We start from the raw sequence: 14992 nt of genomic DNA, 5'->3' as shown, positions 1-14992 counted from the left end.
GTTGATGCAACAAAGCCACGAACTTAATAGTTTGTGGCTTTGTTATGAAATGCATTTATAAATTAAATCGTTTCTTAAATTTAGTTTTCATCGATCGGGGGGCAAGAATATAGGAGTAAGGATTCTTTTTTAGTGGATCTTTAAACTCTCGTTTATCCTCTTTCATTTCATGTAAAATATTATTGAACTCTTCATTTGAAGTTAAAACAAACATTACTCCATGATGATATTGGAAGAAGAACCAAGTTGATTTATCAATTTCAAGATAAATGCTTAAACGGTTGCCGCTACGCTTTTTATCAAGTTCTATTTTCCCTTTTACACTTTTGTTGATTTGTTTATCGTTAATGTTTCCAAGTCCAATTTCACCTATCGATTGGTATGCCTTTCTTTCTTTGTCCCAAATAAAATCGAGATTGTTGAAGTAAAGCGAATGAGCCAGTTCGTGAGGAAGCGTTTTAAATATTCCATTTGCATCTACCTCTTTCATTGCCAATTCGGCTCTTTTTCGGCCCATTATTTCAGCCAATTTGCGGGTATAGGTCTCAGCATTAAGCCTATTGTATTTTAAATTGGCTTGTGAAAAGCTGTTCTCCATAATCTTCATGGCCTGCTCATTCATAAAGAAATCAATACCATAAATAAGATCTAAAGTTACAATGTCACTTGTTAAGTCGTGTTCTATTTTTCCTGCCGAAATTTGCTTTATTTGTCCTAGTTCAGCACCTAATTCAATTGAGCCTTGACCGCTCATGTTGCAATTGTTCTGGTAAAAAGTAAGCAGATTACCTGTTGCATCTATATCCTGTAATTTATCTTTACTACCAATTTGATAGGCTTGCAATTTAGAGTTGAATGTCAAAAATCCTTTGGCCTCTAATAGGACATTATCAGTATAAAAAATACGTCTAGATAGAAAGGAGGAGTAGATGTGAATGGAGTCATTGGTTAGGAAAAAACTATTGTATAGCTTCAAACTCTCATCATCTGTTACATACAAATCAACTGGAATGTAAATGTCTTTTGGATCAATTTTAGAAGAGAAATCAAGCCAGTTATCACCAATTGTTTCGCATTGGTTATGAATCTTCGTCTGACCATTAAAGAATAGTGATTTTTCTTTTGCTTCTAATCTAACCTTTCCTTTGTAATCAAAGTCTGGACTTAAGGTAAAAGAGTCATCTTCCAATAAATTTCCCATTGCAATTGTTTGTCCTAAACTGTCCACATCAATTACATCAAAAAATAGTTCTTGTTCTTTTTCCTGTGCATCGATGAATGTGTAATTTCCAGATCCTGAATAGGAATTCTTGCCATGTACATTAATCGTTGCATTAAATATTTTATGAAAGTCGTTAATCGTATCAGCACTTACCGTAGAATTCCGGAGTGTTTGCATAATACCTTCATTCTCGATGTTGACATCTCCCTTATCAGGATAAATTCTTGCATCTGCAACATCAATTTTTGAAACAAATTTGGCTTTTATACTATGATCTATTGCACTGTAACGAGCAAAAGGTGTTAGGAAACTTAAAGAATCCTGCTTCATGCTTGTAGAAATGAATTCATTGTAAGCAAGCTCTGGCAAAGACTCCATATTATCTTGCTCCCATAAATTGGCTAACATACTTTCATCTTCTTTACCAAAAACAAGTTGTTGGGCATCAATTTCCCATCCAAAGTTATTGATATAACACATGTATCGATTGGTAGGGAATCTACTCAAATTACCTTCTTTGGTACTCTCAAATTTTCCAGTACGTGTATTAAAGTCAATGTATGCTCTTACATCATTACTTTCAAATGCATAACCTTCTGTTTCTGCATTTCTAATTTTAAAACTTGCCGTATCTGCAACAATCGTTTTAGGCGTATAGGTAAAATATTCCGAGTTCAACTCTGCATTTACCAATTCCATATTTCCTACACCAGTAATTTCTGTTGGTGTAATTTTTAAGGTACCCGCAAGTGATGCCAATTTTCTATACATGTCAAGAGGTAATGCAGTACTTTTTACGTAAAGTTCTTCTTTGTAAGGATACCATTCTGCAAAAATTTCCACCCCATTTACCTCTGGATTGTTCATGTGTGAGGCAAGTTCTTTTAACTCAAAACTCTCAGCTTTTGTAGTCATTATTTCTGGCCTAAACACAAATTCCTTCGATTTGGTTATCGAGGTAAGATAGTTTAGGCTACCGTTTCCTTTCAAACCTGCATTCGATAGGTGAATGGTATCTGTAAACACACCTTTTCCATAAACAGGTAGTCCAGTGTTTGGTGTTGCATGATAAAAGCCAAGTGAATTATCGTCGTTGATGCTTAGCGTCTCTTTAAAGTTTGGGAAGATACTATCTGATACGAATGTTCCATTTAAAGTAATGTCTTCCTTTTCAAAATCATTTATATTGTTGATGGTGTAAGGATCAACCTTAAAATAAAATTCTTCTTTTTTATAGACTCCGTCTTGTATATTTTTGCTGTCGTAATAAACATATGATGAGTCGGAACTATTAAAAATTGGGTATTCATCGAAGTTCTTACGACCTGATTTATTGTTTGGATCATCAATTAATAAGTCACCAGATATTTTTTCAATAACACTACCTAACTGGCTCGTGTATCTTTTACCATATTTGGATAAGGTATCATTTACAATATTAATTTGAAGGGAATCGATAAGATCAAGGTCGATTTTAAAATTTTCATACGAGAAATAGAAATCTGATCCATACATATCTAGCAATCCTGCCATTATTTTCCCATCAAATTGAAAATCTCTGTTCTTTTTAAGGGTGATTTTTTTATGTTTTGGAAAAATCACCACGTTTTGAGAATCGCTAACTGCAATGTGTTTAACCCCATTAATATCCAAGTTGTAGTTACCCATTCTTAGAGTGGCATCATCTTCATTATTCTCAGTTTGAGTTGAGAATCGTATTACATCGTAATCTTGCAATCCCATTCCCGATTTTATGTAATCTGTTAAGCGTTGATTAAGAGTGACCTCGTCAGTATTTCGATTGTAACTTACAAATCCTTGGAAAGATAAACCCAATAATTGTTGTCGTACCTGATTAACAGGTTTCTTAATATAGTTGGCATATTCCATAGCGGTAAAGGTCTCCACATAAGAATATTCAGCATACTTTTTCAGAAGAACTAATGGATTTACTTGATCCATTCCTTGAATTTTCATAAATCGATTGATACTGAAAAAATTCATAGATTCGAATCGAGCCTGTCGTTTCGTTGCGCCTTTCATACTGCTGAAATGCATCAAGTTCTCATCCATATTCCAAATTAACATTCCAAAATCCATAATTAAATTGTGGTATGTGTTAAAATATGGACTTAAAGCAATTCCCTCTCCATCTCGAATTAGATTTACTTCTTTCTTATTCGTGAAGTATTTGAATAGTAATCCTGGATGATAAATTTGACAGGTGTCAATGAGTATTTCAATTTCGGTATCCTTACCTACGATACGATCGTTCTGAAAGGCAAAATGCTCAGAAGTGGCTCGAAGAAATAAGGTGTCATGACGTGAGAGTTCAATCACTGAAGGAATTTCGGAACTTCCTTTTCCAAGAAATTTTGCTCCGTGAATGGCAATACCTCCTTTGTAATCTAAGTTTTCGAACAATTTTTCAATTATTATTTCTTTTTCGAAAGACTCAAAGCGTGGATAAATTGCTTTTTCAGGGTTCTTTACAGAATTCATCTTCTCTGACACTTTCCCTTTAATTTGATTTTGAAAAAGAGTGGAGTTGTAATAGCTTGCAGTATCAACTTCAAAAGTTGATTTTTTTGTATTGATTGTGTAGGAATCAAAAGTTGCATATTCTTCTGATGCTTCCTTTCCAGCTCTTTCCCAAGTTATTTTACCTTTATTACCAATCCATTTTTTTTCAAAAGGCAAGTAGGTTCCACTTGTATTGTATATGCACGAACTATCCCGTTGGGCAAAGCAATAAAGGTCTGCCTGATCAAATTTTATCATGAGTTGTTGATCAAATTGGAATTTGAATTTAGCGTTCTTTGCTTTCCATTTTGTGGTGTAAGACTCGTGGATAATCGTATCCTGTAATAATTTTTGTGTTTGAACAAGGAAGTCCTTAGTGGCACTTAGTTTATTTTTTTTGTTTTTTATTTGCCCCAATAAGCCTTGTTCCCAATTCTCATATTCTTTTTTATCCCTGTTTTGCTTCTGAAAAAGCATTAAGCTTTTAAAATAATTGTAAAAATCTGGGAATGACCTAGCTTTTTTAAGTAAGAATAAATCGCATATTTTGTAGATGTTTTGCCTTTCAGTTGCCGTCATTTCTGGGGATAGCCAAAAACCAGGAAATTGCTCTTTAAATTCTTTGCTCTCTTTTTTTTTGGTTGGATGGTCCATAAATTTTAGAAATTCATTCTGAAATTCAAGAGAATCATGAGGGAATGACTTCAAGCTTTGAGCAGTGATTGTATTTGGCAATATGCTTGTTACTATAAGAAGAACAAGAAATAGGAGTAGCTTATTCATTGTAAATGAATTTTCGGGTATAGATAAATTTGCTAAGGCAATTTAACAAATTTGAGGGAATATGGAAAGTAAAATGCCGGTTCTGTATCCTAGAGATCAGGATTCACAGCTACCGGCAAATAAATGAGTTTATTGTTTTATGAAACGAACGGCTACCCAGTTCAAATCAACTTTATGGCTTATGTATTTTAAGTTGTTCTTTTTTGCTTCATCTTGAATGTACGATAAGTCTTCTGTGTAGAAACCACTCATAATTAGTTGGCCATCTTTTGGTAGGCAAGCAACGTAACGCTTCATGTCGTTTAAAAGGATATTTCTGTTGATGTTAGCAAGGACTATGTCGTATTTCTTTCCTTCAAGTAGTGCAGCATCACCCAGAAAAACAGAAACATTATTAGCTCCGTTATTTTTAATGTTTTCTAGAGAGTTTTTGTAGGGCCATTCGTCAATGTCAATCGCATCAACCTTAGCAGCATTTCTTTGTGAAGCTAAAATGGCTAATAAACTAGTGCCACAGCCCATATCCAATACTGTTTTATCCGTTAAATCAGTTTCAAGAATGGACTGTACCATTAATGAAGTGGTAGAATGATGCCCAGTTCCAAATGACATTTTTGGATCAATTACGATGTCGTGAGGAACCTTAGGAGTATCAGTATGAAAAGAGGCTCTAATAACAACTTGGTCAGCAATAATAACAGGGTTAAAATTGGATTCCCACACAGCATTCCAATCTTGTGATTCGATTGTTTTGTGCGAATAGCTTAGGGTAAATGGAGCATTGGATAGATGGTTTAAGCTAATTTGTTTTACCGCTTCCATATCAAATAACGGAACTTGTATGTATGCTTCTACTGCATCATCACTTTGAGTAAAACTTTCATATTCTAATTCTCCAAGTTCAGCAATTAAGATCTCTGCTATTTCTTCCGTAAATGGTTGAATTTGGCACTTCAATTCAATGTAATCCATTGTGTTGATATTAGTTGATTGTATTGTAAGTTATATTAATCTACTTCGAAAAACAAAAGCCGATACAATCGTACCGGCTTTTTTATAAGGTATTTACATTACTAAAAAGCAGTCACAATCCCCATGAAGTCTTCAGCAACAAGCGAAGCTCCACCAATTAGTCCACCGTCAACATCTTCGTTACTAAATAACTCTTTAGCGTTAGATGGTTTGCAGCTTCCACCATAAAGGATAGAGCAATTATCAGCAACATCTTTACCGTATTTTTCAACCAAAGTTTTACGAATAAAGGCATGCATTTCTTGAGCTTGATCTGCAGATGCTGTTACACCTGTTCCGATAGCCCAAACTGGCTCATATGCCAATATAACTTTTCCAAAATCTTCAGCAGAAAGATGAAATAAACCATCAGCAATCTGAGATTTAACAATGTCAAAATGCTTACCGCTCTCGCGCTCTTCTAAAACTTCACCAATACAGAAAATTGGGGTCAGTTTATTCTCAAGACAAAGGTTAGTTTTCTTAACCAAGATCTCGCTCGTTTCGCCATAATAGCTTCTACGCTCTGAATGACCAAGAATCACACACTGAGTTCCTGTAGATGCAACCATTGAGGTTGATATTTCTCCAGTGTAAGCTCCGCTTTTTTCATCGGCGCAGTTCTGAGCTGCAACGCCAACTTTATCACCAACAATCTTGTTTACCTCAGTTAGGTGAATAAAAGGAGTACCAATAACTACATCTACACCATTAATCCCAGCTTTCTCAACTAAATCATTGATTTGTCCCGCCAACACAATACCTTCTTGAAGGTTGTTGTTCATTTTCCAGTTTCCTGCAACAATTTTTTTTCTCATAACTGTCATCTGTTTTTTGCTCCTGTATAACGGATTCTTATCCAACTGAAAAGAACCAGCAACAATAGCAAAGTTGATGTAATACTAATAATAAATAGATTGATATTAAGTGTTTGATGTTTCGTAATTGAGTGGGCCGCAAGATCTCCTTTTAATTCTTCTACTTTAGGAAAATCTCTAAAATGCCATTTGTTTAAAATTGTTCCATTTTGCAATAGAACTAAGCCCGGATTGGAACGAATGATTGTTTTTAGTTGAATTTCATCTGTCGCATAAAATTCAAAAGGTAGATCTTGTTCTATTTTGAATCTTTGTTTTTCACTAAATCCAGAGGCTGTAAGCCCAATAAATTGAATGTTATTTTCCAGAGCAAAATAGGATAATTCTCTTATCTTTTTATGAGAAGTCTTATTGATTTTACTAAGGTCTTTCGAAACCAAAACAAATGAATAATCTTCATTTAAAAGAACAGAGTTGGTAATATCTCCATCGATCTCATTCGAAATTGAAAAATCATGAATAGGAGGTGTGTATCCTTCTTTTATTTTAATTTGCTCAGAATCTACAAACTTCCATGTTGAATCTTGCCAAGGGTAGTTACTTTCATCAAATTCTTTAACGATACCATCTTTTTCATATTTAAAAAGACTTCGATATTCATCGGCAGTAGCTCCTTCTGGAATTATCATTCCATCACTAATGTTAGCGCCAATATGGTAAGGTCGGAAATCAATTAACGGTAAATGGCGATAAGAATAAGTAGAAATGCCAATAGAGACAATAAGAGAAAAAACAAGAAGTAGGTTTTGTTCTAATCTTGTTTCTTGTTTTTCAATTTTTTTTCTTCCGAAAAATACAATTAACGTTAAAGCTAGAATTATAATGTTCTTGCCGAAAGTTTCCCAATTGGTCAATACAAGAGCATCGCCAAAGCAACCACAGTCAGATACAGGATTTGTTATTGCCAATACAAGCGTAAGTGGCGTAAAAAATAACATGAAAATAAGAGCAAAATATGCTATGATTTTTATTCGAGCATTAAATAGCAAGGCTACTCCTACAGTAAATTCAAGAGTTGATAATAGGATAGCAAGAGGAAAAGCAATTCCTGTAAAACTATCCATACCAAAGGCTAGAAAATAATCTGAGAATTTAAAGGTCGAACCCATAGGGTCAACGGCTTTTACAAATCCAGAGAAAATAAATAGAAGGCCAACTAAGAGGCGACTAATAAATTGTACCACTTTCATGATATTTTAGAATTTATTGAGCGTTTTCGAATTCAATTTTAATAAGACCAAAAACAGAATAATTAATCATATCAAAGTAATTGGCATCAATTCCTTCAGATATTAATGTTTTTCCCTGTAAATCTTCAATTTGCTTAGTTCTGTTAATTTTCATCAGAATTAAGTCTGTGTACGAACTAACTCGCATGCTACGCCAAGCTTCATCGTAATCATGATTTTTGGCTTCCATTAATTCTTTTGCTTCAGTAAAATATTTAAGATATAGTTCTAAAGCTTTCTCAGAATTAAGTTCTTCTTCAGAAGGCCCTAGTTCCAATTGTACTATTCCCATTATGGCATAGTTCACAATTCCGATAAATTCGTCGCGAATATTATCTTCAATTTTACTAACGCCTTTGGTTTCAAGACTTCGGATTCGTTGAGCTTTGATGTATATTTGATCGGTTATGGAACTTGGACGAAGAATTCTCCAAGCGGTTCCGTAATCATGCATTTTTTTAGTGAAGATATCTGTACAGATCTTAATAATCGTATTGTACTGTTGTTCTGTTTTATTCATAATTTGTTTTAGAAATTTCTCCTCAAAAATAAGAATTTCAGCCAAGCCATGGTATTTTATTTTACTTTTGCTGCGGAATTTGTTCAAAAAAATTGATTATGCAAAATTACAAAACTAATTCTTTTAACAGCGATAATCTGTCCATTAAGTGCGGTGATAAATTAATTAATTTTGATAAGCCTTTGGTTATGGGGATTTTGAATTTAACGCCAGATTCATTTTTCGATGGAGGACAATATATTAATACTGACTCTATTTTAAAACGTGCCAAACAAATTGTATCAGAAGGTGCAGATATTATTGATCTGGGTGCTTATTCGACTCGCCCAGGAGCGGTATTGGTTCAACCAAAAGAGGAATTAGCCAGAATGATTCCTGCTGTTGAATGTATTCGTAAAGAGTTTCCTGAGGCAACATTATCAATTGATACATTTAGAGCTGATATAGCAGCTGAGATAGTGAATCAGTTTGGAGCTTGTATTGTTAATGATATATCTGGAGGCACGATGGATAATCAAATGTTTGCTACCATAGCTGAACTTCAGGTGCCATACATCATGATGCATATTAAAGGAACGCCTCAAACCATGCAAAACAATCCTACTTATGAAAATTTAATGCGAGAAATGATTGATTTCTTTCGAGTGAGAATTGAAAAATTGAATAAATATGGAGTGAAAGATGTAATTCTTGATCCTGGTTTTGGCTTTGGAAAAACATTAGATCACAATTATGAAATATTGGGCAAACTACCAGAATTTAAAGATTTAGATTTGCCATTGTTGATTGGTTTATCCAGAAAGTCAATGATTTATAGGTTTTTAGGAGGAGATCCTACAACAAGCTTGAATGGAACAACAGCTTTAAATATGATGGCTTTGGATGGTGGAGCGCACATTCTGCGTGTGCACGATGTAAAAGAAGCTGTTGAGTGTGTAAGCTTGCATACTAAGATCAAAGCATCATTAAAGTAAAAATGTCCAATAAAATTGTAATTTTGTTAAAGACTGAATTTAAAAGAAAATAATGACTACAGCGTTTATAACTCTTGGACTGTTTGATATACTTGATATTCTTTTGGTAGCCTTTCTGCTATATCAGGTTTACATGCTAACAAGAGGAACTGTGGCTATCAATATTTTTGTTGGACTATTCCTTTTCTATTTGATTTGGTTGTTTGTAACGGCCTTGAATATGGAACTCTTAAGTAACATTCTTGGAAAATTTATTGGCGTTGGGGTAATTGCATTACTAATTGTGTTTCAGCAAGAGGTTAGACGCTTTCTATTATTGGTTGGTTCCAGATATAATATCAGTCAAAAATTTACTTTAGATAATTGGTTTTCTTTCGAAGAAGTTGGTGTAAAAGAGGAAGAGGTTGTATCAATTGTTGCAGCTTGCGAGAACATGTCTAACACAAAAACGGGAGCATTAATTGTAATCACTAAACGTACTGATTTATTTAGTTTTGCAGAAACAGGGCAAATCCTTAAGGCTCGAATCTCATCAAGTTTATTAGAGTCCATCTTTTTTAAAAATTCTCCTTTGCATGATGGTGCTTTAATTATAGCAAACAATAGAATTGTTGCGGCTCGTTGTATATTACCAGTAACAGATAGTAGTAACATACCTGGAAGTTTAGGCTTACGACATCGTGCTGCGATCGGCATGAGTCAAGCTACCGATTCTCATGTGATAATCGTTTCTGAAGAGACAGGAAATATTTCCTATATAATGGGAGGTAAGATTAAAGTTAGAATAACAACCGCTGAATTGCGAACATTTTTAGAAGGAGATTTTTCAGGTTTTATTGTTTAAATTTAGAAATATGAAAATAGGAATAACTGGAAGTTCTGGATTAGTTGGTTCGCAGTTGAGTGAAAGGCTAAAGAAGGAGTTTCATGCGGATATTCTTAAGATTCCTCGTTCTTATTTATACGGTGAAGTTCAATCTTTGTCGGAATACATTGGCGATTGTGATGTGATCATTAATCTTGCAGGTGCCTCTATTGTTTGTCGCTGGACAAGCAAAAATATGAAAAGGATTTATGATAGTCGAGTGCTTACAACGCGAAATCTTACAAGTGCAATAGCTTTGATGGATAAAAAGCCCAAACTAGTAATTTCAACTTCTGCTGTGGGTATATACGATTCCATTCACACTCATGATGAATGGAGTACACATTATTCAAATGATTTTTTAGGCAATTTGTGTTTAGATTGGGAGAAGCCTGTTATTGAAAAATTGGCAAAAGATGTTAGGACAATTATTTTTAGATTAGGGATTATTCTAAGTGGACATGGGGGAGTGCTTGCTCGTAGCTTACCTATATTTCGAATAGGACTTGGAGGGAAACTTGGTGATGGCAAACAAGCTTTTCCTTTTATCCATATTGATGATTTGATAAATGCCTATGTCTATGCAATATCTAATACTAAAATACTTGGAGTTTATAATCTCGTTGCTCCTCAATTAACATCAAATTTTGATTACACAAAAGAGCTTGGAAATACAGTAAATAGACCAACCATTTTTGGGGTTCCATCAGCGGTTCTTCGCTTTTTATTTAAAAATGGAGCAAACGTATTTCTTTCTGGACAAAAGGTTTTGCCTCAACGCCTTTTAAATACAGGCTTTCGCTTCAAATATCCCAAGTTAATTCAAGCAATTTCTTCAATTGTGAATTACTCATCCAGAAAATCTTAGTACCCGTTTTCGGATAGTTGATCGTTAATATCAGTATTTTTAAGTAGTTTATAAGGGCTTTAATCATAAAGGGGTTGATTATTAATTGGTTTAGTTTTAATTTTGATTAAACAAGCCTCATGGAATAAAATGGTATGCCCTGCAAGGGTATTTTTTTTCTATTTTGGTTCATGTTACTCAACCTTTTAGCCTATGGAATTGGATTTTACTCCTCAATTATTGATAGTTGATGACCGTCCGGAAAACCTTGAACTACTTAGAGCTTTACTTGGTAAGCTAGAGGTTGGTATGGAGTTAATTCAGTCGCCTATTAAAGCTTTACAGGATATTGAAAAAAAAGAATATGCACTTATTATTCTTGATGTTCAAATGCCACAAATGGATGGTTTTTTGTTGGCGCAGAAAATTAGAAGTGGTATTGTGAACAAATCCACTCCAATCATTTTCCTAACTGCAATATTTCTAGATAAACAAAGTGAATCTAAAGGTTATAAATGTGGCGGAGTCGACTTTATAATGAAGCCTTTTGATACCGCAATATTGCTGAATAAGGTAAATATTTTTCTTGATTTATATACCAATAGGCGTTTGTTAGAGACTCAAAATGAGAAGTTAACAATTGCTTTACAGGAAAAAAATCTTTTAGAGAGCAGATTGCGCAACTTGGCGTCTGATTATCGTTCGATTTTGGAAGGGCAATCGGAGTTAATTTTGAAAATGGATAGCCAGAAAAGGGTCGATTTTGCCAATAAGGCATTTACTGATTTTTTTGATTATACGATTGATGGTATTGTTAAGGATCCCTTGTCAAAAATCAGTCTTTTTTTGCAAGAACAAATCAGTAAAGGAGTAGAGAATCTAAATGGTAAGAATAGAGTAACTATTTTCGAAGAGTCATTTGTAAATTCTGATGGAAATTGTGTATGTCTTGAATGGACTATTTACAAAAAAATCGAATTCGAGGATACTTGTTTTCTAGCGATAGGCCGCGATGTATCTGATCGGAAAAAAATGACAGAATCCTTAATTAAAAAGGAAGATGTTCTAAGGAAAATTCAAAAAAAGACTAGTATCGGAAGCTTTGAATGGGATTCTTATTCAAAAATTATTCGTGGTTCGGATGAATTTATGCGTCTTTACGAATTATCTAGCGATTTGGAACAGAGTTTATTCGATCAGATAAAATTAAAAACACATATCGAAGATCGAAATGCTATAGAAAGGATGTTATTAAACTTTCCTCAAAAGAATCAAAAAATAGAATTTGAACATCGATATAATTACACGGATGGAACACTAAAGCATTTCAAAATAGAGATTTATAGTGAATATGATGAATCAGAAGACATTTTAAACTTGTTTGGCTTGGTTTGTGATCTTTCGCAAGAAAAGGCATTGGAAATGACTTTTAAGGAAAGTTTAAGTCTTGAAAATGAGGCTTATGTCGATAAGGCTATTTTTGAGTTAGATGAACACAATCATTTTAGTTACGTGAACGAATTTGCCTGTAATTTTCTGGAATGCACTGAATTGAAAAAGACCAAAGGGGTTGAATTTTTACAATTCTTTGAAGACGATTCGAAAATTAAGAAAGTATTGAAGGCATGTCATTTAGAGAAGAGATTTGTCTTTGAGGTATTGTCTGTTGTTACCAGAAAAAATAAGAAAAAACGCATTGTTTTAGCGGCGCATCCTATTATTGGAGATAAGAAGAAATGTGTTCGTGGAATGATGATGGAAATAGCTAGTGATGGCGATTTGGCAGAAGATACAGCGGAATATAAAACTATCATAACAGGATTAAAGAGACAGGAGAAAGAATTCGAAAAAAGCACAATTGAACTTAAGGAAAAAGTTGATAAGGAGTTGAAGGTTAATGATTTTCATCGTCAGCTGTTGCTGAAAAAATCAGAGCTGGAGTCTCTTGGAAAGATGGCTACTTCCATGGTTAATGAAATAAATCAACCTCTAACTGGGATTTCGATGATAATGGATAATCTTTTGTTGCGTTTGTCTATGAATAAAATTGATGAAGATTATATTCGGGAAAAATGTTCTCAGGTTTTCGTTGATATTGATCGGATTAAAAAATACTTATCTCAAATTGGGATTTATAACTCCTCACAAAAAGAGAGTACCAAAGAGTTAATCGATGTAAATAATATCATTAAAATAGCTGTAAGCTTAGCTCAAAAACAATATAAGAATAGTAAAATAGAATGGACTTTTAAGGAATCTAAAGATGACCTTTATGTCATGGGAAATAAATATAAGTTGCAGAAAGTTATAGGTGATGTATTAAATAATGCTTATGAGTCAATTGAGCAAAAGTTTAAAGATTTAAGTTCAGAAAATAAATACATAAATATTGCAACAAACTTAGATGACAAGAAGGTGCTTATTTCTATCAAAGATAATGGTTGTGGTATATCTCCAGATAACCTGAATTATATTTTTGAACCATTCTTTACAACAAAGCAATCTGGTATTGGATCTGGTTTAGGTTTATACATTAGCAAGGGTATTGTGCAGAAAATGAATGGCCGAATTTCAGTGGATAGCAAAAAGGGTGAGTATACTGAGATGACATTAATTTTGCCTCATGAATTTGAAAGTAGCAAAAAGGAAGTAAACTTTGAGAAGAATTAATTATTGGTAAAAGATCATAAAAATGGTGTCGATAAGTAATCTTAGAATATTAATTTTAGATGATGAGCAACTAGTTAGAGATGAGCTTAGTGAATTTCTAATAGACCCTAACTTTAAAATTTTCAAGGCAGGTAGTCCATCTGAAGCTTTCAATATTATGGAAGTTAATGATATCCATATTGCTATTGTTGATGTAAATCTGCCTGAAATGAGTGGCTTAGATGTTCTTGAAAAAATTAAAGAAGACTTTCCAGAAATTGAAGTTATCATGATAAGTGGTTATAGTGAAATGGATTCAGTTATCCATGCTATGCGATTGGGAGCTTTAGATTTCTTCACAAAACCATTTAGACTTAGTGAAGTAGAAAGTGCGATAGAAAGAACCAAAAAATTTATCCATTTAAATAAAAGCTTGATAGAGATCAAGAGGAATTATTCAATAATTACAAAAGAGTTTTATGAAGCAATGGGCTATGAAATTATTGGAGATAGCCCTCAAATGAGAAACTTAATCAATTTAATCAGTAAGGTTGCAAAAGCGGATAATACATCGGTTTTAATTACTGGCGAGAGTGGTACTGGAAAAGAATTGGTGGCTCGTGCAATTCACTACCTAAGCAATCGTAAGGATAATTGCTTTTATGCTGTAAATTGTAGCGCCATTCCAGAATCATTATTCGAAAGTGAATTTTTTGGACATACAAAAGGTGCATTTACAGGAGCGTCGGACACAAAAACGGGTTGGTTTGAAGCAGCTAATGATGGGACCTTATTTCTTGATGAAATCGGCGATATGCAATTAAATCTTCAGACCAAATTTTTGAGGGTTTTGGAAGATAGAAAAATTATGAAAGTTGGATCGAACGTTGAAATCCCTTTTGATACAAGAATTATTGCAGCAACCAATCAAAATATAGAAGGGCTGCATTCAGAAAAGGGTTTTAGGTTGGATTTATATCATAGAATTAGCTCGTTTGTTATTCATATTGATCCCCTAAGAGAAAGGAAAGAGGATATTCCTTTACTACTGGATTATTTTGTGAAATATTTTAACCGCGTAATGGGGAAAAACATTAATGAAATTGATGGAGCAGTGATAAAACGCTTATTGGCCTATCAATTTCCTGGCAATGTTAGAGAGTTGAAGAATATGGTTGAGCGTGCAGTAATTATTTGCGATACCAATCGCTTAAGCTTGTCACATTTTCAGTTGTCTCACCCGAAAGAGGAACAGAAGAAAATTAATTTTGCCACAGATGATAATTTAGACCTAGAACTAGTAGAAGTAGATTGTATTAAGAAAGCACTAGAACGTACGAATAATAATAAATCTAAAGCAGCAGATCTTCTCAATATCACATGGCAATCACTCGATAGAAGAATAAAAAAATATAAAATCGAAATGTAATACCTGATTCTTAATCAGGTATTTTTTTTTATTCACAATTTGCCAGAGTTTTAAACATTTTA

Annotated in this window: 10 protein-coding genes; 5 read left to right on the top strand and 5 right to left on the bottom strand. The window is 33.7% G+C overall.

Annotated elements, in window-relative coordinates; translation table 11 throughout:
* Positions 1 to 55: 55 nt before the first annotated feature.
* From L3049_RS03825 to L3049_RS03805, 5 genes are all read right to left on the bottom strand, one after another.
* Positions 56 to 4528, bottom strand: a complete 4473-nt coding sequence (locus tag L3049_RS03825) for a hypothetical protein (protein ID WP_275108466.1) — start codon at positions 4526 to 4528, stop codon at positions 56 to 58.
* 129 nt (positions 4529 to 4657) lie between these two features.
* Positions 4658 to 5500, bottom strand: a complete 843-nt coding sequence (prmA, locus tag L3049_RS03820; RefSeq protein WP_275108465.1) for a 50S ribosomal protein L11 methyltransferase — start codon at positions 5498 to 5500, stop codon at positions 4658 to 4660.
* Positions 5501 to 5601: 101 nt separating this feature from the next.
* A complete protein-coding gene (tpiA, locus tag L3049_RS03815) occupies positions 5602 to 6357 on the bottom strand; it encodes a triose-phosphate isomerase (protein WP_275108464.1) in 756 nt (251 codons plus the stop codon).
* Positions 6358 to 6362: 5 nt separating this feature from the next.
* Positions 6363 to 7607, bottom strand: a complete 1245-nt coding sequence (locus tag L3049_RS03810; protein WP_275108463.1) for a BT_3928 family protein — start codon at positions 7605 to 7607, stop codon at positions 6363 to 6365.
* A 13-nt stretch (positions 7608 to 7620) separates the two neighbouring features.
* Positions 7621 to 8166, bottom strand: coding sequence for a DUF1599 domain-containing protein (locus L3049_RS03805; RefSeq protein ID WP_275108462.1), 546 nt, complete (start codon positions 8164 to 8166; stop codon positions 7621 to 7623).
* Positions 8167 to 8264: 98 nt separating this feature from the next.
* Here L3049_RS03805 and folP point away from each other — a divergent pair, with 98 nt between their 5' ends.
* From folP to L3049_RS03780, 5 genes are all read left to right on the top strand, one after another.
* Positions 8265 to 9140: a dihydropteroate synthase gene (gene folP, locus L3049_RS03800; RefSeq protein WP_275108461.1), complete on the top strand. Its 876-nt coding sequence runs from the start codon at positions 8265 to 8267 to the stop codon at positions 9138 to 9140.
* Positions 9141 to 9192: 52 nt separating this feature from the next.
* Positions 9193 to 9984 carry a diadenylate cyclase CdaA gene (gene cdaA / locus L3049_RS03795; protein WP_275108460.1) on the top strand — a complete coding sequence of 264 codons (792 nt, stop codon included), beginning with the start codon at positions 9193 to 9195 and terminating at the stop codon, positions 9982 to 9984.
* 10 nt (positions 9985 to 9994) lie between these two features.
* A complete protein-coding gene (locus L3049_RS03790) occupies positions 9995 to 10873 on the top strand; it encodes a TIGR01777 family oxidoreductase (RefSeq protein WP_275108459.1) in 879 nt (292 codons plus the stop codon).
* A 192-nt stretch (positions 10874 to 11065) separates the two neighbouring features.
* Entirely contained in the window at positions 11066 to 13522 is a 2457-nt protein-coding gene (locus L3049_RS03785) for an ATP-binding protein (protein ID WP_275108458.1), read from the top strand.
* A gap of 22 nt (positions 13523 to 13544) precedes the next feature.
* Positions 13545 to 14930: a sigma-54-dependent transcriptional regulator gene (locus L3049_RS03780; protein ID WP_275108457.1), complete on the top strand. Its 1386-nt coding sequence runs from the start codon at positions 13545 to 13547 to the stop codon at positions 14928 to 14930.
* Positions 14931 to 14992 lie beyond the last annotated feature (62 nt).

Origin of the sequence: Labilibaculum sp. DW002 (assembly GCF_029029525.1) — a bacterium.
Classification (GTDB): Bacteria; Bacteroidota; Bacteroidia; order Bacteroidales; family Marinifilaceae; genus Paralabilibaculum; species Paralabilibaculum antarcticum.
Note: the sequence above shows the minus strand (reverse complement) of the source record. Positions and strands in the feature narration are given on the sequence as shown.